This is a genomic window from Exiguobacterium sibiricum 7-3 (assembly GCF_000620865.1).
Taxonomy (GTDB): Bacteria; Bacillota; Bacilli; order Exiguobacteriales; family Exiguobacteriaceae; genus Exiguobacterium_A; species Exiguobacterium_A sibiricum_A.
Map to the genome: position 1 here is coordinate 1,537,502 of NZ_KK211190.1, position 25,522 is coordinate 1,563,023.

Here is a 25,522-nt window from a genome sequence, read left to right on the forward strand (position 1 = left end):
CATTCCCCTTACACTGAATATACTTACAGATGAAGGACGTGACGTGGATGTTGAAATCAATACTTGTCTGTTCACTATCGGCACTTTTACTTGCCGGTTGCAGTACTGAAGAAGCCGTGCCGAAAAAAGTCGTCAAACCAATGGAGCTGCCATTAGAATTCAAACTCGATACTTCTAAAAATCCATCAGATCCGGACAAAACTGAAGCTGTTTATACTATGACCGGGAAAATCGACAACCCCCTTTACCTGACCGGAATTGAGTATTTTGCATCCGGCGAACAAAAAATCTGGTTTACAGAGACCATCAAACCTAGTCAATATGACGGGGAAAAACTGAAACTCGGGCAAGAGTTCAATACGACAAAAGGCTATCGTTCATACATGTATGACTTAGATGGTCTCATGCAAGAAAAATCAGAGGAATCTGATACTTTAAAGAGATTCATGATGAATGGCGTCGAGTTTCGTGACAAGTCATTTCGACCATCTGAATATGAACTGTTGATGTTTGAGAAATCGACTGTTCAAACATCCATGAGCGGTAAATCCATGGATACCATCCATTCCCCTGAAGGCATTAAACTCAAAAAAGGCGAGCGCGCTTTTACGATTTCGTTATCGACAACTCCGGTCGGCGGATCGAGTGACGATACATTATAAAAACAGACCTGTCTCTTCATAAAAAGAGGCAGGTCTGTTTCGTTCAGTGCCGCTGATGCGGCAAGGGAATCGTTAACGGTTTGAATTCCGGTCCGAGCAGTATTTTCATCAAAAAGATCAGCTGTCCGGTGTGATAGGCATAATGCGCGAGCTGCCGTTCAATCGCGTCGACGACGAGATGCGGTTCACCGCGGATCAAAACGGTCCGTTCCAGATCGTCCGGTGTCAAGGAAGCAAGCGTTGATTCGACGAGTTGCCAGCCGTCGTTCCACAGTGTCAGCAAGGTCTCTTTATCATGCCCCTGGTCGACAAACTCGGCGTCCCGGTTACGATCCGGCTTTTCCCCGTCTGTCGTCAAAAAGTCGGTCCAGCGTGATGCCATATTGTTCGTCATATGCTGGATCAACAGTGCCACGCTGTTCGTATCCGGTGCCAGTATCTGATGAAACTGTTCCTCGTTCAGCCAACCGAGTGCCTGCTCCGCCGGTTCGCGGACGGCCCGGAACCGTGCTTGAATTGCCGTCAAATACACCTCTTCAAAAGTCATTTCATTCCCTCCCTTTGCTGTTAATCCACCACAAAGTCCACGCCATTTGCTCCTTCGACCGGTATCGTCCGTAACGTTTTTAAGTTGTCATCCGTGACGATCAATCGGCCTTTTCCGGAAAATGACGTTTTACTTTCCGTAAAATATGACGTCTTCTTATACGGATTCCGGTACAGGTAACGGTAATAGTTACCCTCCTGCCAAAAACCAGGTCGGACCGATTCAACCCGGAACGCTTGTCCGAACGTCCACTTAACGAGCCGTTGATCCGTATCGTTTTCACCGGTGCCGATGATTTGATAACCGGTCTGTTTGTTAATCATCCGCATCGGTTCCGTCGTCCAGTAGTTGACATCATCCAATACTGAAAATAACTTTTGCTGCATCGTTCCGTCCGTCTTCAGCTGGATCATCACGCCGTCGGTCGTTGCAAAATACGCGGTGTCTTTCGCGCCGTATAACGCCGTATAGGCATACGGTTCGTCCGCTTTTCGAATGACGCGTGATTTTCCGGTCTTCTGGTCGAGCAGAACCATACCGGCCGCCCCTTCTTTATCATCCTCGGTACCGTTGTTGGCATAAGCAATCGTCTGATTCAGTTCAAGAATTGGTGAATCAAAGACCGGCATCAGCCGGTCTTCAATCGGATACCGTTTGTCTGTCCGGACGTTGATCAACTGAATTTTTTCCTTTGGCTTCGAGGCATTCGATTCCAGCCAAACATCTTTCCCGTAATGGGCAACGGATGTGATCGCTGTATTCGGCACCTCATGTTTTGTAAACTCGCCACGTTTTAAATCATACGTAAAAAAGTGATCGGCTTCGATGCCATCAGGGTGATGCGCATATATGTGGCGCGGGTCGGTTCCTTTTTGTGACAGCCTCATCCAATAGAAATCCGGGTCAGCAATTGCTTCTGCCTTCAGCTCTTTACCCGTTTTTGATAGTGTCGTCATCAATCCCGGTTCTTGCGGATCATCCTGTGTTTCTTTATAACGGTTAATATCGCTTCCATACAGCAGGATGACCTGACCATCTTTTGGTGTAAACGTCATCGTCGTGAGATCCTTCGAAATGACCGGGTAGGAAACGGCTTTTGGTTCCTCCGGACGCAATCCGAGATATACAGCACCTGCACTGACCAAAACGGTCAGGCCCGCCGTTCCGTACAGCATTCGTTTTTTCCATGATTGAAGCATGTTTATCCACTCATTTCGTTTGTCATTTTCACCTTCCATTGTACCGCTTTTTTTGTAAAAAAATTCTTTAAAAACGGATTTTCATTACCAATTGACCTGTTGTCCCATAAAAAAAAGACACTGTCGGATGGACAGTGCCTTCGTTTCATTTCAGTTATCTGGCTGTGACACCACCGTCCACCGGAAGGCCGATTCCGGAGATATGGCTCGCTTCATCTGTCGCAAGGAAGAGGACGGCGTGCGCGACTTCTTCGGCCTGACCGACATGACCAAGCGGAATTACCTGTTCAAAATAGTCTTTATATGCTGTCATCGACGGGGCACTCATCTTCGTCTCGATGTACCCCGGATAGACGGCATTGACCCGAATGTTGTACTTGCCGTAATCGACAGCCGCCGCCCGCGTCACCGCATCGATCGTGCCTTTAGACGCCGTATACCCGCCGGCTCCCGCCATTCCACTGATTGCAGAAATCGAGGCAATGTTGACGATTGAACCCCCTGTCTCCTGCATCAACCGAATCGCTTGTTGCATCCCGAGCAGGACACTGTTGACGTTGATGTTGAAAATCCGGGACCAGTCGGTTTCATCCTGCTCTAAAAACGGGGTACTGAGTGCAATGCCTGCATTGTTGACCAACACATCCAGTCGATTAAACTCCCGCTCAATCATGTCGATGACGTCTTGCCAACTTTCACGGGAAGAGACGTCGTGGTGTAAGGCATATGCTTGACCCCCTTCAAGCAAGATCTGTTTGACGACAGCACGGACGGCCTCCTCATTGATGTCGGTCGCGACGACGACGGCACCTTCACGCGCCGCCATTAATGCGGTTGCTTCACCCATGCCACTCCCAGCACCGGTAATTAACATGATTTTTTCTGCTAATCGATTCATCTTCATTCACTCCATTTCTGAATTACTGCTGCATTGCTAAAAAATCGGGACTAGTCGGATTGCCGATATAATGTCCACCTTCAATCTGAAGGGTTTGTCCGGTCATGAATTTTGATTCGTCCGACGCGAGATAAACGACGGCATGTCCGATGTCATCGGCTTCGCCGTGATACGGAAGTGCATTATATTTTTCGAAGGTCGCAAGCAGACTTGGACTCATGTTGGCTTTGGCCGCCGGTGTCAAAATCAAACCGGGGGCAATCGCATTACAGCGGATTAAATCCTTCCCGTACTGTGTCGCGATATACTTCGTCAACTGGACGACGGCAGCTTTTGACGTCCCATAGGCAGAACGGATGCTGTCACCCGCAAAAGCCGACATCGAAGCTGTATTGATGATTGATCCGCCACCTGCTTCCTTTATATGTGGAATAGCATATCTTGCACCAAGCAAAACACTTTTGACATTGACGTTCATTAATCGGTCCCATTCCGCCAAGTCCATTGCGACGACATCCAAGTCTTTCTGAAGATTCGTCAGACCGACATTATTGAACAAAACGTTAATTTTCCCAAACGACTCGACGGTAAAATCGACAGCATGCTGGATCGATTCAGCTTCAGACGCGTCCAAGAAGACGGCAGAAGCTTGTCGCCCTTGTTTCCGTAACTTAGCCGCTACTTCTTCCGCTCCATCGACGTTATAATCTGCTACGACGACGGCTGCTCCTGCTTCGGCGAGCAAAGTCGCAGCCGATAAGCCAATCCCTGACGCACCACCCGTCACCAACGCCACTTTCCCCGCTACTCGACTCATCGTTTCACTCCGTTCTCTCGTTTCGCCCGAATGTGGGTCAAGAGTTTTTCATTGATTGCTAAGTATTGACGAATCTCTTCTTCATCTAACACGTCATACAGTTCGAGGTACTGTTGTTTTCCAATTGCCTGGGCTTCACGTAAGACTTGCTCTCCTTGCTCCGTGATTTGGAGCAAAACTTGCCGGCGGTCCTGTTCGTTATATACCCGCTCGACCAGTTCGAGTTGAATCAGTTTTTTGGCGATGTTCGTCATCGCGCCTCCTGTAAAACCAAGTGTTTCTGCCAACTTCATCTGATTTTGAGGACCTTTCCGTTTCAGCTCACCTAATGTCAGAATCGGCGATATCCCGACATTGTATGGAAAACGGGCATTCCAATCGATGATTGCTTCATTTGTCACTGCTTCGACAGTGTGGATCATCTTAAAAAGCTGATCTTGTTCCATTGGTTCGACATCCTTTCTTGATCGTTTATCTTATAAGCATCTTTATCGCATTGAATAATTTAACACTAAACTATTTAACTGTAAACATTTTTCGCGGATTCATTTTATGCAGCGATATTTATTCTACCCCTTAACTTTTTTTACTACGTTTGCTATAACATATTCAAAATCTAGCCGATAACGTAGATAAGCAACACGTAAACTATCATCAGGAGGCTTATATGGACAAGACACGGACTCATTCCATCAGAACACGTCTACTTCTCATCATCAGCTTGATCCTCATTATTTTCTTTGTTTTCAGCAGTCTTTCCCTTTATCTCACGACTAAACAAACCGCTCTGTCGACGCTCAAAAAAACAGCGGAACAGGATGCCTTACGAATCGCTAGAAACGTCGATTCCGAAGCCTATCAGAAATTTTTAACGAATCCAACCAATGATGCAACGTACGAACAATTACGCGAATCACTGAATCAACTACGACAGCAGAACGGGCTTCTTTACGCCTATACGGCTACTGTCGACCAAAACCAAGTGAAGCTGTTGATTGACGGACTGCCGGTCGCTGACGCCGCTAAGATCAATGATCCGGCAACGGGTGCCGTCGCGTCCGACATGAAAGAAGTCTTACAAGGTAAAACGCACACGACGGACGTCATCGATGATCCGAAGTACGGTCAATACATCAGTGTTTACGTCCCGTTAAAAAGTACGACGGGTGAAACCATCGGCATATTAGGTGTCGACATCGCGGCAAAAGACGTCGAGACGTTGACGACGACGCTGTTAAAACAGACGTTGCCGCTGTTTCTCGGTTTACTCGTCGTGCTGTTGCTGTTGACGCTCGGGTCACTGTATTACATACTCGGTCGAAAATTGAAACCGCTCGAAACACTTCAATCCGTCGCGCAGATGATTGCCGACGGAAAACTTTCGCAAGCCGATCAGACGATGCAACAACTGAAGATTCCGGCAAAAGATGAAATCTACACGCTCGCCCGCTCGATTCAACAGATGAACGAAACACTCCGCCTGATGATCGTCGACATCAAACGGACAACTGCTCTCGTCACGGACACAAGTCAGGCGATTGATGCCGGGACAACGGAAGTCCTCGACGGTTCAACGCAGATTGCCGAGACGATGTCGGAAATCGCGACCGGTACGGAAAGTCAAACGCACACGACACTCGCTTTGACCGATGAGATGACCGGCTTCTCTTCGCTCGTTCAAAAGACGACCGACGACAGTCAGCACATCGAACAGACGGTCGAGACGATGCGGCTTGCGACCCGCGACGGACAAACGCAGATGAAGCAGTCCGTTTCCCGTATGAATACGATTCATATGCACGTCGTCGAAGCAACGGAGCAGGTCCGTCAACTGAAACAACAGTCCACTGACATTCAAGCGCTTGTGACAATCATCCGCGATATCGCGGCGCAGACGAACTTACTGGCCCTCAATGCCGCCATCGAAGCGGCGCGTGCCGGCGAACAAGGCAAAGGATTTGCCGTCGTCGCAACCGAAGTGAAAAAGTTATCCACACATGTCGCGAGCAGCGTCGATCAGATTGCCGCAATCGTCCAGAATATCACCGGGAATTCGACGCAAATGGAAGTCCGGTTCGCTGAGACGTTACAGGAGACGGTCTCCGGTCAACAGGAGATTCAAGCGACGGAGGGCTCGTTCACCCAAATCGCGGAACAGGTCGGGACAGTCGCGTCGTCCGCTGCCGGGATGCGGCAACAAATGCTTGACGTCGCTCGAACGGAAGCCCGGATTCGCAATGCCCTGACGGAAATTGCCGCCGTCGCCGAAGAACATACGGCGGGCAACGAAGAAGTTGCGGCGGCGTCCGAGCAGATGATTGCGACGATCACCGGACTGCATGTCCTAGTCGAGACATTAAACGAAACATCTTCTTATTTAACAGATCAGACAGAGAAATTCGATCTGACGTAATCAACAAGCGTCCGTCTCCCATGAAGGAAACGGACGCTTGTTTATGATAAAATTTGGTTTGATATTGCTAGCGGCTACATAAGATCCGCTCCACCTGAAAGGATGATTGACCATGAAGCAAATCCATCACCTCTGTATTCAAACGACCGACTACACCGCGTCGAAAACATTTTATGAACAACTGGGATTCGAACTGGTCCAGGAATCCCCTGATTTCCACACCCGTGCTTTTAACAGTTGGCTGAAGCTCGGTGACTTCTACATCGAACTTCAGACGAACAAAGTTGACGAGACATTGACGCCCTATACGAAACATACGGCCGGTCCCGTTCATTTCGCTTTGTACGTCGACAATCTGCAGGCAGAAGTCGCCCGGCTCGAACAACTCGGCATGCCGTTTTTGCCGAAACACGGCGGCAACATCTACTTCGTCGTCGACGGTCACCTCAGTAAGTTAAAAGCACCGGAAGGAACGATCATCGAGTTGCGGGATACGTGGACGATTAACGGCTGAGGCATTTTCCGTGTTACTGACGATTAATCGATTCATTTAATTTGGTACGATATCGATCATTCCAGGAAGGTTCGCCCTTGATGAGATCGTCACAGAACGCGGCGACATCCGGTCCCGTGATGTCTATGACGGTTTTCCCTTCTGCTGCCCCCATCTCAAACAAATCGAGTAATCCCTCAAAGATTCGACGGGTCGACGGCCAATCGACCGGTCCTCCGGCGATTGCCAGATATTTTTGAATCGCACGATAGGCATGGAAATAGTCAGCAGGTAAACGTTTCGCGCGACGCTCGATTTCTCGGTAGTGCCGTTTATCCTCTAAGTTACCCATGATTTTTTCAACGATACTCATACTGGTTCTCCTTTCGGTTGACTCATTTTCAGCTCTGTCAGCTTGCTTGAAACGAAGCGCCAACGCTCCCAGAACGAAGCCAGCCGCGCTTGACCGGCAGCATTCAAAGTATAAAACTTCCGTGGCGGTCCTTGTGTCGATGGTTTTCTGACCGTATCGACAAGTTGATTTTTTTCAAGCCGCATCGTGATCGTGTAGACCGTCCCTTCCACGACATCCGTAAAGCCCAATTCACGTAACTGCCTAGTGATTTCATATCCGTACGTCTCTTCCCGGCTGATGATTTCGAGCACACATCCTTCGAGCACGCCTTTCAACATTTCTGTGATGTCTTCCACGGCATTCCCTCCACTTCAGTACTCTGTATTACTATCTACAAGTATATAGTAATACTTACTAGTGAGTATGTCAAACTTCTATTCCGAAGAAAAACACATATTCAAGTAAGAGATTGGGAAATTAATTCCCGCCCCTACTTCAATATGTGTTCTTAATTCATACCGCTGATTACTGATCAACTCGATTAAAGCGTTTGGATTTTGCGAATACCAATGTCAGGATAAAGGAAACGATGACTGACAGTAACACTGCAATTAAAAAGTCGATGATACTACCGGATTTCATCGTGACGAAGCCTGTGATTCCGGCAGGACCGGGCGCGACATTCAAGATTTTTGTAAATGCCGCGTAGGCTCCACCTACCGCTGACCCTAACATCGCCGCATAAAATGGATACTTCAAACGAAGATTGACACCAAACATAGCGGGCTCCGTAATCCCGAGCAGCGCGGATAATCCGGATGAAACACCGATACTTTTTAATTTCGAATCGCGTGTCGTGAGCATCGCAGCAAATGTTGCGCCGCCTTGCGCCACGTTATTACAGGCGACCAGCGCCAGTAAAAAGGATCCGCCACCTGCAATCAGCTGGATATCAACCGGTAACAAACTATGATGCATACCGGTCAATGTCAACGGAGCTAAAAATAGTCCGAAAATCGCACCACCGACGAATCCTAACGTGTCGTACATCCAAACGAGGCTTTCGGCAAGGACATTCCCCGCACTCCGCATCACACCTCCGATAAAAACAAACGTCAAGACGGCCGTAATGAAAACTGACAACAATGGAGTCAGCAAATTATCGAGTGCAGACGGCATGATTCTGCGAATCCGTTTTTCTGTAAAGGCTAATACGAAAGACGAGGCTAGGACAGGTAAGACCGTTCCCTGGTAGCCCACTTTCTCAATTTCAAACCCGAATATGTTCCACGTCGGAACGGTCTGATCAATGACTGCCTGACCGTATCCATAAGCGTTCAGCAAGTCCGGATGCACCATAATCATCCCGATGACGGCTCCCAGGTAGGGATTCCCACCAAAAATCCGAGTCGCCGAGAAGCCAATTAATATCGGTAAGAAAACAAAAGCAGCATTCGCGAAGAGATTGATCATGCTCGCCAAGTCTTCAATTCCAGGGTAAAGATCAATCAACGATTTTCCGCTGATGAACAGTCCCTGAGATGTCAGGACATTGTTGATTCCCATCAGTAAACCGGCTGCGACAAGCGCCGGAATGACCGGAACGAAAATGTCCGACAATAATTTAATCAAACGTTGAAAGCGATTCATTTTTTGGTCAGCATCTTTTTTTACGTCATTTTTGTTCGAAGTCTCGATGCCCGCAAGTTGGATGAATTCCCGGTAAACTTCGTCGACCGTACCGGCTCCGATGATGACTTGGAATTGTCCGCCACTTAAAAATTGACCTTTGACTAAATCGATTTCCTCTAATACTTTCGTGTTGACGCGCTTGTCATCCTGCAGGACAAGGCGCAGCCGTGTCGCACAGTGCGAGGCACTGATGACATTACCCCGGCCGCCAATCGCTTCCAGAATTTCATCTGCTACCACGTCGTATGTATTTTGCTTAATCTTCATTCCCTGATTCTCCTCTTTTCTCAAGATACATGATGGCTTCATACGGACGCAGATACACGTCTTCCAGTTCAACGGAAGAATCTTTATAATTGCTACTCAAAATGATCCGTTTTTCCGCTCCCGGTAAGACGATTGAGACGGGTTGTTCATAAAAGTTACAGACGACGACAAGTGTCTTGCCTTGAAAATGACGCTCGTATGCAAAGACTTGTTCATGTTGTTCAAAAATCAATCTAAAGGATCCATACACAAGGACATCATATTTTTTCCGGAGGGCAATCAATGTCTGGTAATGATAAAAGATGGAGTCCGGATCATGTAGTGCCTGCTCGACATTGATATCCTCATGATTTTCGTTGAGTTTCATCCATGGTGTCGCGTCTGAAAACCCGGCATGCCGGTCCCGATTCCACTGCATGGGCGTCCGTGCATTGTCTCTCGCCTTTAATCGGATGGCTGCCATCGTTTGTTCATGACTGAACCCTTTTTTAATCCGTTCGCGGTATATGTTTTGTGTTTCGATATCTTTATAATCCGCGAGGGAGGCATAAGCCGCATTCGTCATCCCAATCTCTTCCCCTTGATAAATATAAGGGGTTCCCTGCATCCCGTGTAAAAGTGTTGCCAACATTTTTGCTGATTCCACTCGAAATTCCTGATCGTTTCCCCATCTGGAAACAATCCGCGGCAAGTCGTGATTATTCCAAAACAAACTGTTCCATCCGTTAGAATGAAGAGCTGTTTGCCATGTATTCAAAACACGCTTCAACTCTGTTAATACGAGCGGTTGTACATCCCAACGTTGTTTTCCAGGGATTTTATCCAATTGAAGATGCTCGAACTGAAATACCATACTCAATTCCTGCCGTTTCGGGTCAGAGTAGAGCGGTGCATTTTCTGGTGTCGCTCCCCACGTCTCACCGACCGTCAATAAATCATGGCGTCCAAATGTATGCTCGTACATCTCTTGTAAGTACGGATGAAGCATTGGTCCGTTTTCCTTGATATGATTGTCCGGCTCTTTACCAATCAAATCGATGACGTCCATTCGGAATCCGCTCACCCCTTTATCGATCCAAAAATTCATCATGTCATAGATGTCATGACGTAACTTTCGATTCGACCAGTTTAGATCAGGTTGTGCGTCGCTGTAGAAATGTAAGTAATACTGATTCGTTTCAGCATGCCATTTCCATGCCGCCCCACCAAAGTTAGACTGCAACTCATTCGGAACCCCACCCTTTACAGGATCACGCCATATATAATAATCGCGGAACGGATTATCTTGCGCTTGTAATGCTTGTTGGAACCAGTGATGCTGATCTGACGTATGATTGACGACCAAATCCATGATCAGTCGGATACCACGATTTTTACATGCCTCAATCAGCTGTTCAAAATCTTCCATCGTGCCATATTCAGGCGAAATCGAATAGTAATCACTAATATCATATCCGTTATCGATTTGAGGCGATTGATAGACAGGACATAACCAGATCACATCTGCTCCTAACCTTTTGATGTAATCTAACTTCTGGATAACACCCTTTAAATCGCCTATACTTGTATCTGGACGACCAGCTTTAAAACTTTTTGGATAAATTTGATAAATCACACTTGTGTGCCACCATTTTTTAATCATTTCTTTTCACACCCCTTGTTGAAAACCCTTACAAGAAGTAGTGTAGCCGTTTTCGAAAGCAATATTCTTGTACAAAAATGAATAATAAATAGCACATTTTTGACAAAGGAGAAATTAGGATGCATCTTCAGCAAGAGTTGCGCGAGACTTCAATTCATGGGACATTGGATTTTCCGTTACATATTTACAGTAAACAAAAACCGAATGGTTATCATGTCGGTTTTCATTGGCATAAAGAGATTGAACTGATTTTTGTCGAGGCGGGCGAACTGGTTCTTGCCCTTGATTCGGAGGTCCATCTTTTACAGGCGGGGGATATCGCACTGATCAATGCCGAGGATTTACATCAATTATCAGCGTCCGGTTCGTCTTTTCATCACGCAATCGTTTTTCACCCGAAGATGTTTGGCTTTGATTATCCGGATGCCATCCAAACACATTACATCCGACCCTTGATTTCAAACAAAGTCCGCTTTCGTTCCGTACACGAACTGCCTGAAGCAGTTCGTCTTCAACTACGGACGTACATTCAAGAAATCATTCAGCACTACGAGGAAGCGAATCAATTAAAGTTATTCCATGTCAAAACGATTCTTTTCCAACTTCTTTATGTGCTGTTTAAAGAGGATGTGTTTGAGCCGGTTCAACCTGAAATGAAGCGGAAACAAGCAAACATTCAAAAAATCCTGACGTATATCACGGAACAGTATGCCACTAAAATCACGATGGAGGATTTAGCAGGAATCGTCCAAATGAACACTTCCTATTTTTCACGGTATTTTAAAAGCGTGATTGGGGTTTCACCGCTCCATTATTTGAATCAGTATCGGTGTGAACAAGCTGCCATCTTGTTACGCGAGACCGATTATCTTGTTCTTGATATCGCATTGATGACCGGGTTTGACCATTTCAGCTACTTCATCAAAAAATTTAAACAAGTCAAACAAATGACACCTTCTGAATTTAGAAAAGCGCATGCTGCTTTTTCCTCCCATCGCGTTTGAATTCAAGTAAATTTTTCATTCAGATGCACTAACAGCAAGGCAACAAAAAATGCTTATACCGATTTAGCGTTCCGGCATAAGCATTTTTTGATAACTCATGATAATTCCTTTCATTTGATTCCCAAATTCTCGAGATACGTCGTTTTTGCCTTGTCGAGTTGATCGGACACCGTCTTTCTATCCGTCACCCGGACGTACCGGTCACCCTGCTTTTGGTAAACACTTTTTTTATCTCCCTGCAGAGGTGCATCATGGTACAGTTCAATCCAGTCCCCGTCATCACTGACTTCAATTCCCGTTTCTTTTCGGATAATCGGATCGTGATTCTGCCGAACGAGTTCCTCGTTTTCCAGTTTGATCACGGTCTCAATGGATTCATTAAATTTCTTTTTATAGTCAGGGGCCGGTGGTTCCCGGAACTGATAAAAAATCAGTATGGCACCGAGACCGGCAACAAGCATCTTCCGAAAATTCATCTGTACCCTCCTTTGATAGTTGGTCCTGATTTTTTAAAACTGGTCGACGATCCGTAAATCAGACCGCTTGTCCCATCGTTTGTCGGTAACTCGTTTTTGAAAGATGATATGACGCGGTAATCCTTTTGAGAACAGCGGGGTCGGGCGAATCGTTCGGGTATGTAAATCGGCTACGCCGTAGGCCAGATACAACTGGAACTGTCCGTCTGTTAACTTCGCTGCAATCGCCGTCACCGTCTCCGGAAAATGCGCGATCGCGTCACAGGTCGATTGATACGGCGGTAACTCGTTTTTCAGATGCATCCGCGCCTGATTTTTAACGGACCACGGCAACGGTTGCCAAGATTTCAATTGCTCTTCGTACTGTTTTTCCGTCGCTTCCGATCTATCGGTCGCGTCGTAATAGACGACATCAATGTCCTGTTCATCCGTCAAAGTCAGTCCCCAAATCAACGACCGGATGTAACCAGCGCAAATCCAGGCATCCGGCAGTCCGAGCCGGTCGACGAGGATTAACTGTTCGCGCAGTGTTTCATTTTCGCGTAATGCATGGTGAATTTCGTTTGTTTCCTGCATTGCTATGCCCCCATTTAAGTCTTCAGCTTCTTCCACGTCTTCGGATAGGTCCGCAACTCTTTTTTCGTCGGATGCTCGGGATCGAGTACTTTTCCGCGGCGTTCAAGAACCGTATCCGTCAGTAAAAGCACAACGGCGAGCAACAGATAAACACCGATACTGGTGAAGAACGGCAGACTCAGATTTAATACGACCGGCAGAAAAAGACCGACCAATACGATGAAACAGTAATCAATTACGTACTGGATCTGGATGATCCGCTTCATTGCCGTGTTCGGTGTCAGCGCCATATCCCGGTTGACTTCTTTTGAGTGCAGACGGGCAATCAGGACCAGCGCAATGATGAGAACGGCGAACGGCCAGTAAGCCTCGCGATTGGCGACAATCAGGACAATACTTGTTCCGTACAATAGCGCACTCAATATGCGTTGTTTCATCAGACGCCGTTTTGCCTCCTGAATGAACCGGGTCCGCTCCTGTTTATTTTTCATGGATATTTCCTCCCCTTACCAGGACGGCGGGTCATTTCAATGATGGATATCCAGTTCGTGATCGTTTGACGTATACGCACGATCGCCCAAAGACCGTTCCCGGTAACCGCGTCGTGCCGCTAAAATCGTCATTCCTACAGCAATCACGGCAAATATACCGATCATGATTATCGCCATTCCTCCTTTTAGAAATCCGCTACTTATATCCTATTCGCTTCCATTTACCGGATGTCCTTTAACCAAATTAAGCAGTCATTCCGGACGATTCGTAAAAATAAATTGATGGAATTTTTAGATAATTATATCCATCCTGAACCAAAAAGGTTCTTTAATTGTATATAATGGTAAAATAATCATTTTCACATGAAAAATATGTCACACAACTTTTAAGGGAGGAACTGTGATGAGCGATGTACGTAAAAATCCAATCGTCATCCGAATGAATGAACCATCATTTATTGAACCTGTTGTTTCGTTTTTTTCTAGTCAAAGGATGATTGGAGGAACGGCTGATGCTTAAATTCATCTGGAATTCCTGGTGGCGTAACAAGGAGCGGTTCATCCTGCTCCTCGTCGGTGTCCTGATTGTCAGCACCGGACTCAGTTATCTGATTGGGACGACGCAGGCGAACAACGGTACCGTCGTTGATGAACTGCAAAAGCGCTGGGGCTCGTCTTACGACATCGTCGTCCGGCCGCCGGACAGCCGCAGTGTAACGGAAGACTTGAAGCTGCTTGAGCCAAACTATATGAGCGGTCTCGACGGCGGCATCACAATGAAACAGTACAAGACGATTGAACAGATAAACGATATTGAAGTCGCGGCTCCGATCGCGATGATCGGGAATTATTATGCGGATGCCCAGATTGGGACATACGATTTTAAAGAGCAAGGCATCTATAAAGTCACGATTCAAGATGTTCAGGATACCGGTTTACAGCAAGAACAACAGACGAACTCTTACTTTTTAGGTGCCGGATGGTCTCCTTCCGAAAGCGATGGCCTGAATCGTGATCTTTCGCCGCAAGAGTTGGGAAAACAACCACTCATGGAGTTCGGTAGCGCAACGATGCTCGCCGGAATCGATCCAGAAGCAGAAGCCCGGCTCGTCGGTCTCGATCAAGCGACGAAAAAAGCGACACACAGCCGCTATTTCACAAAAGACGATATCGCGACAGACAACGGAGATGATGTATGGAACATCCCGTTGATTTTAAACAGTCATGAATACGTCGATGCCTACCGGAAGTATCGCTACGAAAAAGTCGATGTTCCCTTAGTTAATGATTCGATGACCGAGACCGTCCAAGACATTATGAAAAAAGGCGGGAAATCGTATCTGAAGACGCTTCCGGTCCAACCTGCGAAAGTCTATAAGATTACGACAAATGAAACCTCTAAAAAACTGGTCAACGACATCTTAAAAGGCACGGTTCCGTCTAAACCAGCTGGAAGCTTCGACTGGATGTACTTGAAGCCCTCCTCCGTCGAATACCAGGCGCTCGCGAGTCCGTTCGCTACACGATGGCCGTTTGCCTATCAGGTCACACCACAGGAAGTGCCGGAAGATGTTCAATTGGCCAAACGAACGATGTACCGAAAAGTCCGGTCGTTTGGAGATACGTCTATCAATTTAAATTCCGTACCGAAGATGAATTTAAAGTTCATCGGTGTGTTCGATCCACAAAAACTGAACATTTCGAAGGATCCATTGACTGAGCTTCCGATGGAGACGTACTTCCCGGCGAAGGCCCAATGGGTCATGGACAAAAACGAACGACCCGTTAATCCCATCCGTGACGTCAAGCCGACAAATGATCCGTATGACTTCCTGACGAAACCGCCGTCGATGTTGACGACACTGGATGCGGCGTTCAAGCTCCGCGGCGACAAAGCCATCTCGGCCATCCGGATCAACGTCAAAGGGGTCGAAACGATGAATGCGACGAGCGAAAAAAAATTGCAGGCTGTCGCTCAAGAGATTGAAGACAAGACGGGACTGATTACCGATGTGACACTCGGGTCCTCGCCGCAACTCGCCCTGACCTATCTGCCCGGCTTAAAAAATGAATCGGCTTTAGGTTGGGTTCAGCAACCATGGATCAAACTCGGTTCCTCGATGGCGATTTTTCAAGAGGCGAAAGTCGGCATGAGCGGTGTCATCGCGAGTGTGATTGCGGTCGCGCTCGTTTATGTCTTCAGCTCGAACATCATCTTGCTCTATGCCCGCAAAAAAGAGTTTGCGATTTTACTGTCGCTCGGTTGGCGTCCGCGTCAGTTGTCGAAGCTGCTGTTTTTAGAGGCAACATTGCTCGGAACGTTTGTCGCCCTGATTTCCTGGACGATCCTCGGTTCGTTCTGGCTGACGACGGATCATCCGATCGCTCTCGTGCGGATTCTGTCGATCGGACTCGCCGGTCTGTTGATTTACTGGGGCGGCACGCTCGTCCCGATGGCTCTGATCCGCCGCATCCAGGCGTTTGAAAGCATGCGCTCCGGTGAAGTCTCAAAAGGTCGCCGTTTCGTCCGCTCCCAGTCCGTTTTCGGGATGAGTCTTAATCAGCTGTTCACGTACTGGCAACGGACGTTGCTGTCAATCGTCGCGATTGCCCTGCCGACCAGTCTGTTCATCTTCTTCCTGTTCGTGACGTTCCGACTGAAAGGTGTCTTGTATGCGACCTGGCTCGGCGAGTACGTCGCGCTTGAAGTCGGGACGATGCATTACGTCGCGATGGCGGTCGCCCTCTTGATCGCAATCCTGACGACAACGGAAATCATGTGGCAAAACGTCAATGAGCGGAAACCGCAACTCGCCGTCTTAAAAGCAACCGGTTGGCGCGACGGCTGGATCCGGCTGCTTGTCCTGACGGAAGGCATGTTGACCGGGTTATTCGCCGGTGTCATCGGTCTCTTACTTGCGCTCGCCATGATTGGATACGTCTATAACCAGTTCCCGGTCAATGAGCTGTTGTTCCTCAGTGTGATGCTGTTCATCCCGGTCGTGACCGGAGTGCTCGGTGCGCTGTTGCCGGCACAACGGGCCGTCCGGATTACGCCGAATGCAGCGATCGGCAGTGTCTCCGTCAATACCCAGGCGACGGAACGCCGTTTTAAACTGGCCCTTGGCACGATCGGCGTCGTCTTAGCCGCTGGCGTCTCCAGCCTGTTCCTGTTTGCTGCAAACGAAGACATCACGCAAGCACCAAAACAGACGCAGGATAAATCGTTTGCCGTTCAAACGACCGGTACGAAAATCGCTGATTTAAAACAGACCGAGTCGAAGAAAACAGCGGCCGTTTCTCAGTCGGAAACCGACAAAAAAATCAAGAAGCTGATGAAAAAAGGTATGGTGCAGACGACTCCAGGCGGCGAACGGATCAATAATCAGTTCTTTTATGTCGATCCGCTGATCGAGACACCAAAAGAGCTCGATTTAAAAGAAAAACCCGGTTACCGTTTTGTAACGGTTCCGGCGATTATGCAGGATAATCAGGATTCCTCAATAAAAGGTGCCAAGTCCATCTATCGGCCAAGCACCTATGCGATGACCGCTCCTGATGGAAAGGAATATTTGTCGGTTGATTATGTCAATCATAATGAAAAAGCCTGGAAATTCAGTTATCAGTATTTTCCGCCTGAAAAATCACGCGTCGATCTCGTCTATCAAGTACCGGAAGACGAAAAAGTATTGGTTCTGTATGCATCAGATAGTGCGTTCCCGAGAACGGTCACCGTCAAAATCGAATTGCCTCCGGTAGCAAAGGCTTTGACGGATCAAGAAGAACAAGCCGTCAAACAGATGATGAATAAAGGTGTCGTCAAGACCTATCCCGGTGATCCGCTTCAGAAAAAAGCAGTGTTTCATGTCGATAGCCTGTTGCCGAATCCACCGAAAGAGTTGAAATTAAAACCGCGGAGCGGTTACCAATTGGTCACGTTGCCGTTGATTTTTCAGGATACGTATTACGATTATGACGGAAGTTCCGTGAATTACCGTCCGAATACGTTCACGCTGCAAGCACCGGACGGAACCGAGTATGAACAAATCGATTACGTCAACCGAAATGAAAAAGCGTGGAAAAGTGGATTCCAGTATTATCCTCCGTTTCGTTCGCGAGTCGATTTTGTTTATGAAGTACCGGATGATCAGTCTGTTTTCGTCATGTATGCGTCAAGTGAAGCGTTCCCGAAACCAACAACCGTCAAAGTCGAACTGGACTAAAAAATGCTCTCTTCCGTCATTGGAAGGGAGCATTTTTGATTAGAGCCGGATCAGCACGATGCCGACAATCATCAGCCCGAGGCTGACCAGTTGAACACCTGTGACTGGCGCTTTCGCTGCGCCAAACAATCCGAACCGGTCAATTAACAGACTGCCGGTCAACAGACCGATCGTCACGATAACGACAGCGGCACCCGCTCCGACCAGCGGCACGATGACGGCATTCCCGGCGATGAACAAAGCACCGATCAAGCCGCCGATCCAAATCCACCATGGTGTCGGGAGTGACCGGTCAAACTGCCACTTCGTCCGGACGATTAGATTGACAAGCAACAAGGTCACCGTACCGACGATAAAGGAAATCAATGCTGCTTTAATGGCGGAATCGAGTACAACTCCGAGGTGGCCGTTGATCGCGGCTTGAGCGGCACTCATCATCCCCATGACGACACCCATGATCCGCCAGCCGTAGATCGTTGGATCGACCGGCTTCGCTTGTTCCGGATGCCGGCGTTTTGTAAGCCAGTCACCGAGTGCAACGGTACCGACGACACCGAGCAGCACAAATCCAGCGCCGAGTAGTCGCGTCGACGACAGTGGTGTGACGGCGGTCGAAAACCAACCGAAGTTGTCAATCAACAGGCCCATTAAGACCTGACCGAAAATCGGCATAATGACTGTCTGGACACCGCCGATTCGCGGAAACAACAGAATGTTCCCAGTCAAGAAAATGACACCGAGCACGCCGCCGATCCAAATCCAGCCGGGTTCCGACCAGACACCCGGATTCAGACGGAAATTCTGTTCAACGAACAGCGTCAGTACGATCAAAAAAACCGTCCCGATGCTGAACGATAGCAGAGAGGCAAGGAACGGCGAGCCGACAATGCCGCGTAAGCGTGTGTTGACACTCGTTTGAACGGGAACGAGGATCCCGATGATTAATCCAATGATAATGGCAAGAATAAGAAGCCCTCCTTTTGTACGAATCGTTCCTATCATATGCCAGAGGCGGACAGGAAAGCGATTTGCCTGCTTATACCGTCAGTTGAACACAAGAAAAAGCATCCGAATGCTACGGATGCTTTTCCAACAAAATGTATTTAGTTAGCGGTATTCTTTGCTCATCGGCTGTTCCGGATCGGCTCGACGGATCCGGTTCTCGATGATGGTTTCGATTCCAATCCCAAGCAGCATGAAACCTGCCACGTAAAGCAGTGACATGTCCGTATCACCTCTCCGTTCTGTAGTGATGATCAGGAGCAGCATGAGTGAAATGATGCCAAAACCCATGATGGACCGGAGTCGAATCAATCGTTTGGCACGTGTCGAGTCTGACACTCGGCTGATTTCGAAACTTTCGCGACTTAACATCACGCCGGAAATCACCAGTGCGCAGAGGAACACCAAAATCGACCAAATGGATTGGTCAAAAAAGTGAGTTGCCGAATAAGCACCGCCGGTAAAAACGACCGACAGAATCCGTCTCGGTTGCATTTGCTTGCGAATGGTTTGTATGGTCTGAATCCGTTCTTGTTTGTTCATTTTCTCACCTCATGACGATAATACGTGTATTGACTATAAGGGTTCCCTCTTTTTGGAAAAATTATACCAATCCTTTGCCCCCATGCGGCTGATCTTCAAGCACCCGTTCGACATGTAACAGAATCGGTCGCGCCTGTTCAATCAACTGTCTCGTCGCCGGCAGTTGCAATGACGCTGTATGTGCCGCTTGGTCCGTCCAAATCTCCCGGACTATTACGGTATCGGATTCTTCAGTCGTGCTGACGACATACTGCTTACAATCCGAGACATCCCGTAAGGAAGTTGCTGCCTCTAACAGTAAGTCTACCAATCGTTGTCCCTCACCGGCTTGCGTCGTAAACTTTGTCCATAATCCATAGTACATTTTCTTTTCCCCTCTCATGACGTGATGATCGATTGTTTAAATAAGGTTTCTGGGAACATTTAGTAGAAAAATACGTATACAAAGAATAGCTTACATAAGAAAAGGAGGATGCTTTCTTGAAAAAACGTCTGCTTATCACGACCGGTTTGTATCTGCTTGTCATGATGATGACGATTTACGCCATCTTTTTCGAACAATCCGATTCGACTTTTCTGCTGGTCATCCAACTTGGACTGTTGATCCACTTCTACTTCCAGTACCGGATGGCATACATGGTACCGGATCAGGATGTGCCTGCTGCACGACCCGCCTCAAATCTGCTTCGGAGTTTGCTCATTTTGGCGGCTATCGTGACGTTCTTCGCATGGAAGACGGTCCCGATTCCGCTCGCAACAGCTGTCGCGTTGGCGCTCGCTGTCCCGACGCTTGTTTCCTACTTGCGTTTACGGACGCAGGAAGACTGACGCGTTCAGCTTATTCCCGTTCCGGCAACGAGCGGGTTCGTCCGATGAAAACGACTTGTTGTTTGGCCAGTCGAAAGACCTGGTACTCGCCTCGCGGATCGGTTTTCAATTGAACGGCAACCTGATGCCTCGCTTCTTTCGAAGAAGCCGTCTTGTCATAAGCGGACCGGACCGCAATGATTGTCTCTTTGCCATATTGCTCGGCGACGTGTTTCGTCACCCGGGCCCGTACGATTTGTTCAAACGTCTCATCCTGTTCCTGCTCAAGAAAAAACCAACCGATGCCGCCGATCATTCCTAATAAGAGTAGTGCCAGTACCGTCTTTCGCATTTCGAACGCCCCGTTTCCGTTTTGTTCTCTGTAGACAGAATTCGCTGTTCATTAAAGATTTCCTGCTTTTTGAATAAAGACCGAGATGGACAGGAATCCTTTTAAACAAGCCGTGAATCCACTCCCTTTTAGGGAATCGGATGCACGGCTTGTTCGTTATTGCCTTAATTCTTCAACTAAATTCTCGTGTTTGCGTCTTGTCGCAAATCAGAAAACACCGGTATACCGGTGTTTTTAAATCCAACAAAACAGCCCGCTGAGTATCTCAAGGGCTGTTTCCAAATTCAAATTAGTTGCGCGTGTCTTTTCGGTACGTCAGACCGATGAACTGTGATTTCTCATTAAACAATTTCCGGTACGACATGTATCCGACGAGGACAGCCGACGCCGCTGCTGTCGTCAGCAACAGGAATAAAATCAGCAGTTGATACAGAACGGCTTCCATCGGATCGGCCCCGCCGATGATCAGACCGCTCATCATGCCCGGCAGTTGGACGAGGCCCATCGTCTTTTGCGCTTCAATCGTCGGAATCATACTCGTCCGGATCGCGCCTTTCAGACTCGTATCAATCGCCGTTTTCGTATCACCGCCGAGGGATAAAATCAATTCAATCACTTCGTCGCTGCGTTCGACCTCGTCCTTGAACTTATTGAGAAATAACAGTGACAGAATCATACAGTTCCCGATGACCATCCCGCTGATCGGGATGACTTGCTGGGCTTCAAACGGAATGATGTTCAGTCCGAGCATCAGTCCCATCGTCAGGACTTCGACCGAAATCAGCGTCGCGAGAACAATCCACTGGATCTCCGGGATGCCGTCGCCCTTGCGGATGACGTTCAGCGTCGCGGCACCAATCATCAACAGAATCATCAACAGGATGTAAATCGGACTGTCGCTCTCAAAAACGAATGTCAGGATATACCCGATGATCAGCAGTTGAATGATCGAGCGGACGGTCGCAATTAAGATATCTTTTTCAAGCCCAAGTTTCAGCGTAAAGGCGAGAATCAGTGGTATCGCGATGAAAATCAGGGAAGTTGCCAGTTGGACGTAACTCATGACAATTCCCCCTTTAGGAACGCCTGAATGTCCGAACGTGCTCCGTCCGGCTCAAGCAACGAAACGTCCCCCTGCTCAAGCAATTGACCGTCTTTTAAGAACCAGACCTCTTCACTGACCCGGCGTGCCTGATCGAGATCATGCGTGATCCAGATGACGGTCACCTGAAGCTCGCGTTGCAGGCGCTGAATCAGCTGTTCGATTTCCTTGACCATCCGAAAATCAAGACTGGCCGTGATTTCGTCGAGCAACAAGACATCCGGTCGATTGACGAGCGTCCGGGCAATCGCAAGCCGGCTCCGTTCACCGCCTGACAACTCTTTGACCGGCTGCTTTAAGTCGACATGGAGGTCGACTTGTTCCAGCAGTCGCTTTGCTTCGTCCGGTACCAAGGTCTCGTGGAAAATCGTTTTCGGCAAACTGAGATTATCCAGGACGGACCCCGGCAACATCGGCGCACTTTGAAACGCCATCCCGATTTGTTTCCGCAGTTCGACAAGGTTCATCTGTTCCAAGTCCTCGCCGCGGTAACGAATCCGTCCGCTGCCCGGGGAAATCAGTCCGTTGATTTGTTTTAAGCACGTCGATTTGCCGGCACCGCTTGGTCCGACGAGCGTCGTGATTTTCCCTTCCGTAAACGCACCCGAGATGCCACGGAGTATGTGTTTGTACTGCACGTCTTCAAAGGTAATGATCGACACGTCTGCTTCACCTGACTTTCTGGTTTCTGTTGATAGTTATGAAACAGGTATACCCGAAAATCACAAAAACATACAACGCACCGATGCGCTGTATGTTCATAAACCGTCTATTTTGCTTCTTTCGGATCAATCAGCGGCCGCACTTCCATCCGCCAGCCGTACTTCTGTGCTTCCGGTAACTGGGTCGTCGGATGAAGCAATGCCAAGTCGACCGCCTGTTCCATATCATCCGCTTCAAACACGATCAGACTGCCGATCTGTTCCGTTTTGTCCGGGTCCGGTCCGTCCTGATGCTGAATCTGACCGTCGAAAAGCCGGGCCCGTTTCGTTTCGGCTCCCGGATGCCATTCATACAAAACGTTGAGCTTCGTAAAAAAGGTCTCGAGCGGTGGATTACACCGTTCCATGACGGCATCGAGCTCTTGTTGCGAGGACTGATTCATCTTTTCTGCATCGTAATAACCGATGAATAGAAATAACATCTGATCCCTCCTAGTTCCAAGGCTTTCCTGACACGTCGTTCATTATTTAACTACCCTGTTTTTAATGGATGTAATACAAAACACCTTGTCTCCGTCGAGGAAACAAGGTGTCGCTTATTTATTAGCAATCTTCCGCAACAGATACAACGCGTACACCATTGACGGGATCGCCATGACGAGAACTGCTATGCGCAGCAAACCAAAAATGAAATTCAAGTCTGTATAATCCATTCATACTTCCTTCTTTCTTAATTAAACGATTTTGCGACGACTTGGCGCATCTTTTCAAAGCCGAGCCGTTCGTAGAAGACATCGACCCCATCGTTGCTCATCCAGTAGTCGAGATCGATTTTATGTATGTCCTGTTCGAGTGCGCGACGTTCCACTTCAAGCAACAACTGACGGCCAAACCCTTGCTGCTGTTTGTCATCGACGATACAGAGATGATGAACGCGGGCTTTCGAATGGGCAAACTGAAAGGCACTTTCCGGACGGCGCAGGTATTCGATCCAGACGTAGCCGATCGCTTCTCCGTCGAGTTCGGCAATCAAAAACTGATGGTTCCCGGTTCCGACGATTTTCGCAAAAAATGCCCGGACCGTCGCAAAGTCGTACGGTTTAAAGAAGTCCGGCTGCTGCGCGACGTGCGGCTCATGGACGTAGCGATTCAGCCTAGCTAATGTATCCAGGTCCGTTGTCTCGACAATCTGCATGTGTACCCCTCCGCTCAGTGTGTGATTTGTCCATTGAAGACGTACGGGACCGTCTGTTGCGTCGTCAGAATCTGTTCGTATTCTTTCGACAGATTCATGAACTGAACGGCGTCGGCAATCGTCACCCACGAAATCTCTTCGATTTCATCCGGAAAAATCGTGCCAATTTCGCCCCCGCGAATCTCCGACTGGAAAAAGAAGAACAGACAATGTTCATCGACTTGCGGAAAAAACGCTTCGCTGACGTGTAACAGTTCCCCGACCGCAACGTCATATCCGGTTTCTTCCTTCGCTTCCCGGACGGCTGCTTCCGGTAACGTCTCCCCCGCTTCGACTGTTCCCCCGGGCAACGTGTAATACGAATAAGACGGTCCGATATTTTTGACCATCAGGACCTGATCCCGTGTCTCGTTTAATAAGACGTTATAGACGATATTCTTTTGGCGTGTCATGTTCGTTCCCCCTTAGATCAATAGATGGTATTTTTTAACTTATCTACTATACCATAGTCTTTTTCAGGCAGGGACAGTCCTCCATAAAAAAGGAAAAATAATTCCATGTGAATGACCTTATGGTAAAATAATTCCATTACGTTAAAAAAGGAGGATTAGGATGATTCATTTGGAACCGGCAACCGACAGCGATGCTCTTGCTTTATTTGAACTGCAAGTCTCAGCGTTCAGTCCCTTGCTTAAGAAATATCAAGATTACGACACGAACCCTGCCAATGAAACGATTGACCGGGTCTACGCACGGATTCATCATCCGACGAGCACGTTCCTAAAAATCATCGCGGACGGACAGCTCGTTGGCGCAATCTGTATTCGCTGGAAAGAAGACGTCCATTTCCGGATCAGTCCGCTGTTTCTGGCACCGGAGGCCCAAGGTAACGGATTTGCCAAACAAGCCATGCTGCTCGCGGAAGCCCGTTATCCGCGGGCTAAGACATGGGAACTGTCCAGTCTGCTTGAAGAGACGAAGACGTGTTTATTGTACGAAAAGATGGGTTACGTCGAAACCGGTGTCCGGAAACCGCTGAACGACAAAGCAACGCTGATCCATTATCAAAAAGTCATGGCATGAAAAAAGGAGAATACAAATGTCGATGAAAAAAACAATATCTACTGCTTTATTGTCCCTTGCGCTGCTCGTTCCGTTGTCACCGGACGCGATTGCTGAGACAAACGGACCGACGACGGAGCAAAAAAATGAGTGGTATCAACAATACGAGATCGTGATTGAATCCGTGAATCAACGTCATCCGGATGGTGAGCTGGAGTTAGCCCCGATCTATGCCTTTCGGGATGAAGACTGGCGTCCGGTCGAGGAATTCAGAAAAATCGCGGAGAAGCGGAGTACGTTCCAGATTTCTTTGACATCAAACGAGAAACAGGCGGTAAAGGAGGAATCGGCAAGTGAAATTAATGTCCGACCGGATATCACGACCGCCTACAGTCAAAGTGCCGGACGTCATCTCTGTGCGGATACGGTTTCGGTAACGTCCGAATCCCGGACGAAAGGAAAATGGATTCAAAAAGGTTATACAGCGACGCGCATCGATGCTAATCAAACGTATGAAATCAGTCTCGGCGGTTACTATACGATGGATGGCATCGTCACGGGACACATACCAACGATTGAATTCCATTGCGGACGGAACGGTGAAATCAGTTGAAAAAAGGAGACTCATTATGTTTCGAAAAATTATTGCTGTAATTTTAACCTCCGTTTTGGTTTCCGGTATTTTAACCTACTGCTCCTATACACCCGTGTCGGAACGAGCCGGTGACACGATGTACACATCAGCGAGTGGAATCTTCATTCTGTATTTGATTTATGCTCTGCCGATCATTTTGATTTCCGGTTTTTTGACGGATGTATTAATCCGAAACAGGTTAAAACATCTTCCCTCCCGGCTTCGGTTTTTCGTTCTGGCTGTTTTGTATGGACTGTCGGGCGTTTTAATTGGAATGTTTTTGATTCTGACACTTTCAAATTCAATTATTTAACAGCCTTTAACTCTGGAAACGTTCGGCATGATATCGGGTGTTACTATCGCTATGTTTTTGATCCTGACACTCACGAAAGATGATTTTGAAATTCC

31 protein-coding genes are annotated in these 25,522 nt (G+C 47.9%); 9 read left to right on the forward strand and 22 right to left on the reverse strand.

The annotated features are described in order from the left end of the window. Window positions 1-47: 47 nt before the first annotated feature. A complete protein-coding gene (locus tag P402_RS0108825; RefSeq protein WP_026828344.1) occupies window positions 48-662 on the forward strand; it encodes a hypothetical protein in 615 nt (204 codons plus the stop codon). 43 nt (window positions 663-705) lie between these two features. Here P402_RS0108825 and P402_RS0108830 read toward each other — a convergent pair whose 3' ends face one another. From P402_RS0108830 to P402_RS0108850, 5 genes are all read right to left on the reverse strand, one after another. After that, the gene (locus P402_RS0108830; RefSeq protein WP_034769876.1) at window positions 706-1,209 is read right to left on the reverse strand and encodes a DUF1572 family protein; all 504 of its coding nucleotides are present in this window, start codon (window positions 1,207-1,209) and stop codon (window positions 706-708) included. Window positions 1,210-1,229: 20 nt separating this feature from the next. Then, window positions 1,230-2,408, reverse strand: a complete 1,179-nt coding sequence (locus P402_RS0108835; protein WP_026828346.1) for a hypothetical protein — start codon at window positions 2,406-2,408, stop codon at window positions 1,230-1,232. A 154-nt stretch (window positions 2,409-2,562) separates the two neighbouring features. Continuing rightward, window positions 2,563-3,306, reverse strand: a complete 744-nt coding sequence (locus P402_RS0108840) for an SDR family NAD(P)-dependent oxidoreductase (RefSeq protein WP_026828347.1) — start codon at window positions 3,304-3,306, stop codon at window positions 2,563-2,565. Between the two features lie 22 nt (window positions 3,307-3,328). Beyond that, complete coding sequence (locus tag P402_RS0108845) at window positions 3,329-4,123, reverse strand: SDR family NAD(P)-dependent oxidoreductase (protein WP_026828348.1); 795 nt, start codon at window positions 4,121-4,123, stop codon at window positions 3,329-3,331. After that, window positions 4,120-4,569 carry a MarR family winged helix-turn-helix transcriptional regulator gene (locus P402_RS0108850; RefSeq protein WP_026828349.1) on the reverse strand — a complete coding sequence of 150 codons (450 nt, stop codon included), beginning with the start codon at window positions 4,567-4,569 and terminating at the stop codon, window positions 4,120-4,122. Before P402_RS0108850 ends, P402_RS0108845 begins: the two co-directional genes overlap by 4 nt. Before the next feature lie 221 nt (window positions 4,570-4,790). Between P402_RS0108850 and P402_RS0108855 the strand changes: the two genes are divergently transcribed. Both P402_RS0108855 and P402_RS0108860 read left to right on the forward strand, forming a co-directional pair. Further along, window positions 4,791-6,536 carry a methyl-accepting chemotaxis protein gene (locus tag P402_RS0108855; protein ID WP_026828350.1) on the forward strand — a complete coding sequence of 582 codons (1,746 nt, stop codon included), beginning with the start codon at window positions 4,791-4,793 and terminating at the stop codon, window positions 6,534-6,536. A 112-nt stretch (window positions 6,537-6,648) separates the two neighbouring features. Continuing rightward, entirely contained in the window at window positions 6,649-7,050 is a 402-nt protein-coding gene (locus P402_RS0108860) for a VOC family protein (protein WP_026828351.1), read from the forward strand. A gap of 13 nt (window positions 7,051-7,063) precedes the next feature. On the opposite strand, the gene P402_RS0108865 is transcribed toward P402_RS0108860, so the two are convergent. From P402_RS0108865 to P402_RS0108880, 4 genes are all read right to left on the reverse strand, one after another. Then, window positions 7,064-7,402 carry a DUF1048 domain-containing protein gene (locus P402_RS0108865; protein WP_026828352.1) on the reverse strand — a complete coding sequence of 113 codons (339 nt, stop codon included), beginning with the start codon at window positions 7,400-7,402 and terminating at the stop codon, window positions 7,064-7,066. Beyond that, window positions 7,399-7,740, reverse strand: a complete 342-nt coding sequence (locus tag P402_RS0108870; RefSeq protein WP_026828353.1) for a PadR family transcriptional regulator — start codon at window positions 7,738-7,740, stop codon at window positions 7,399-7,401. Before P402_RS0108870 ends, P402_RS0108865 begins: the two co-directional genes overlap by 4 nt. 169 nt (window positions 7,741-7,909) lie before the next feature. Further along, window positions 7,910-9,343 (reverse strand): sucrose-specific PTS transporter subunit IIBC, encoded by a 1,434-nt coding sequence (locus P402_RS0108875; RefSeq protein ID WP_034769878.1) that lies wholly within the window; start codon window positions 9,341-9,343, stop codon window positions 7,910-7,912. Then, window positions 9,333-10,985, reverse strand: a complete 1,653-nt coding sequence (locus P402_RS0108880) for a glycoside hydrolase family 13 protein (protein WP_026828355.1) — start codon at window positions 10,983-10,985, stop codon at window positions 9,333-9,335. Before P402_RS0108880 ends, P402_RS0108875 begins: the two co-directional genes overlap by 11 nt. Window positions 10,986-11,104: 119 nt before the next feature. Between P402_RS0108880 and P402_RS0108885 the strand changes: the two genes are divergently transcribed. Further along, window positions 11,105-11,989 carry a helix-turn-helix transcriptional regulator gene (locus tag P402_RS0108885; protein ID WP_034769880.1) on the forward strand — a complete coding sequence of 295 codons (885 nt, stop codon included), beginning with the start codon at window positions 11,105-11,107 and terminating at the stop codon, window positions 11,987-11,989. 110 nt (window positions 11,990-12,099) lie between these two features. Here the strand turns inward: P402_RS0108885 and P402_RS0108890 are convergent, their stop codons facing one another. The 4 genes from P402_RS0108890 to P402_RS17005 are packed head-to-tail and all read right to left on the reverse strand — an operon-like array spanning window position 12,100 to window position 13,709. After that, complete coding sequence (locus P402_RS0108890; RefSeq protein ID WP_026828357.1) at window positions 12,100-12,465, reverse strand: hypothetical protein; 366 nt, start codon at window positions 12,463-12,465, stop codon at window positions 12,100-12,102. Between the two features lie 33 nt (window positions 12,466-12,498). Continuing rightward, window positions 12,499-13,041, reverse strand: a complete 543-nt coding sequence (locus P402_RS0108895; protein WP_026828358.1) for a nucleotidyltransferase family protein — start codon at window positions 13,039-13,041, stop codon at window positions 12,499-12,501. 14 nt (window positions 13,042-13,055) lie between these two features. Next, a complete protein-coding gene (locus P402_RS0108900) occupies window positions 13,056-13,532 on the reverse strand; it encodes a hypothetical protein (protein ID WP_026828359.1) in 477 nt (158 codons plus the stop codon). A gap of 36 nt (window positions 13,533-13,568) precedes the next feature. Beyond that, window positions 13,569-13,709, reverse strand: coding sequence for a hypothetical protein (locus tag P402_RS17005; RefSeq protein WP_160168612.1), 141 nt, complete (start codon window positions 13,707-13,709; stop codon window positions 13,569-13,571). Window positions 13,710-14,044: 335 nt separating this feature from the next. Between P402_RS17005 and P402_RS0108915 the strand changes: the two genes are divergently transcribed. Continuing rightward, on the forward strand, window positions 14,045-17,755 hold the full coding sequence (locus P402_RS0108915) for an ABC transporter permease (protein ID WP_026828360.1): 3,711 nt from the start codon (window positions 14,045-14,047) through the stop codon (window positions 17,753-17,755). A 39-nt stretch (window positions 17,756-17,794) separates the two neighbouring features. On the opposite strand, the gene P402_RS0108920 is transcribed toward P402_RS0108915, so the two are convergent. The 3 genes from P402_RS0108920 to P402_RS0108930 all read right to left on the reverse strand — a co-directional run bounded on the left by P402_RS0108920 (window position 17,795) and on the right by P402_RS0108930 (window position 19,664). Further along, window positions 17,795-18,757, reverse strand: coding sequence for a DMT family transporter (locus P402_RS0108920; RefSeq protein ID WP_081776632.1), 963 nt, complete (start codon window positions 18,755-18,757; stop codon window positions 17,795-17,797). A gap of 105 nt (window positions 18,758-18,862) precedes the next feature. After that, window positions 18,863-19,300, reverse strand: coding sequence for a hypothetical protein (locus P402_RS0108925; protein ID WP_026828362.1), 438 nt, complete (start codon window positions 19,298-19,300; stop codon window positions 18,863-18,865). A gap of 61 nt (window positions 19,301-19,361) precedes the next feature. After that, complete coding sequence (locus tag P402_RS0108930) at window positions 19,362-19,664, reverse strand: putative quinol monooxygenase (RefSeq protein WP_026828363.1); 303 nt, start codon at window positions 19,662-19,664, stop codon at window positions 19,362-19,364. A gap of 116 nt (window positions 19,665-19,780) precedes the next feature. On the opposite strand from P402_RS0108930, the gene P402_RS0108935 reads away from it, so the two are divergent. Beyond that, complete coding sequence (locus tag P402_RS0108935; protein ID WP_026828364.1) at window positions 19,781-20,128, forward strand: hypothetical protein; 348 nt, start codon at window positions 19,781-19,783, stop codon at window positions 20,126-20,128. A 10-nt stretch (window positions 20,129-20,138) separates the two neighbouring features. Here P402_RS0108935 and P402_RS0108940 read toward each other — a convergent pair whose 3' ends face one another. The 6 genes from P402_RS0108940 to P402_RS0108970 all read right to left on the reverse strand — a co-directional run bounded on the left by P402_RS0108940 (window position 20,139) and on the right by P402_RS0108970 (window position 23,870). Further along, window positions 20,139-20,459: a hypothetical protein gene (locus tag P402_RS0108940; RefSeq protein ID WP_026828365.1), complete on the reverse strand. Its 321-nt coding sequence runs from the start codon at window positions 20,457-20,459 to the stop codon at window positions 20,139-20,141. Between the two features lie 289 nt (window positions 20,460-20,748). Then, window positions 20,749-21,522, reverse strand: a complete 774-nt coding sequence (locus P402_RS0108945) for an ABC transporter permease (RefSeq protein WP_026828366.1) — start codon at window positions 21,520-21,522, stop codon at window positions 20,749-20,751. Continuing rightward, window positions 21,519-22,223: an ABC transporter ATP-binding protein gene (locus P402_RS0108950; protein ID WP_026828367.1), complete on the reverse strand. Its 705-nt coding sequence runs from the start codon at window positions 22,221-22,223 to the stop codon at window positions 21,519-21,521. The genes P402_RS0108945 and P402_RS0108950 overlap by 4 nt, the downstream gene beginning before the upstream one ends. Window positions 22,224-22,330: 107 nt before the next feature. Continuing rightward, window positions 22,331-22,705, reverse strand: a complete 375-nt coding sequence (locus P402_RS0108955; protein WP_026828368.1) for a YciI family protein — start codon at window positions 22,703-22,705, stop codon at window positions 22,331-22,333. A gap of 248 nt (window positions 22,706-22,953) precedes the next feature. Further along, window positions 22,954-23,418, reverse strand: a complete 465-nt coding sequence (locus tag P402_RS0108965) for a GNAT family N-acetyltransferase (RefSeq protein WP_026828369.1) — start codon at window positions 23,416-23,418, stop codon at window positions 22,954-22,956. Between the two features lie 14 nt (window positions 23,419-23,432). Then, entirely contained in the window at window positions 23,433-23,870 is a 438-nt protein-coding gene (locus P402_RS0108970; RefSeq protein ID WP_026828370.1) for an NUDIX domain-containing protein, read from the reverse strand. 160 nt (window positions 23,871-24,030) lie between these two features. On the opposite strand from P402_RS0108970, the gene P402_RS0108975 reads away from it, so the two are divergent. The 3 genes from P402_RS0108975 to P402_RS0108985 are packed head-to-tail and all read left to right on the forward strand — an operon-like array spanning window position 24,031 to window position 25,427. Beyond that, a complete protein-coding gene (locus P402_RS0108975; protein WP_026828371.1) occupies window positions 24,031-24,501 on the forward strand; it encodes a GNAT family N-acetyltransferase in 471 nt (156 codons plus the stop codon). Between the two features lie 22 nt (window positions 24,502-24,523). After that, window positions 24,524-25,093 (forward strand): hypothetical protein, encoded by a 570-nt coding sequence (locus tag P402_RS0108980; protein WP_152538830.1) that lies wholly within the window; start codon window positions 24,524-24,526, stop codon window positions 25,091-25,093. 16 nt (window positions 25,094-25,109) lie between these two features. Next, the gene (locus tag P402_RS0108985; RefSeq protein ID WP_026828373.1) at window positions 25,110-25,427 is read left to right on the forward strand and encodes a hypothetical protein; all 318 of its coding nucleotides are present in this window, start codon (window positions 25,110-25,112) and stop codon (window positions 25,425-25,427) included. Window positions 25,428-25,522: the final 95 nt, after the last annotated feature.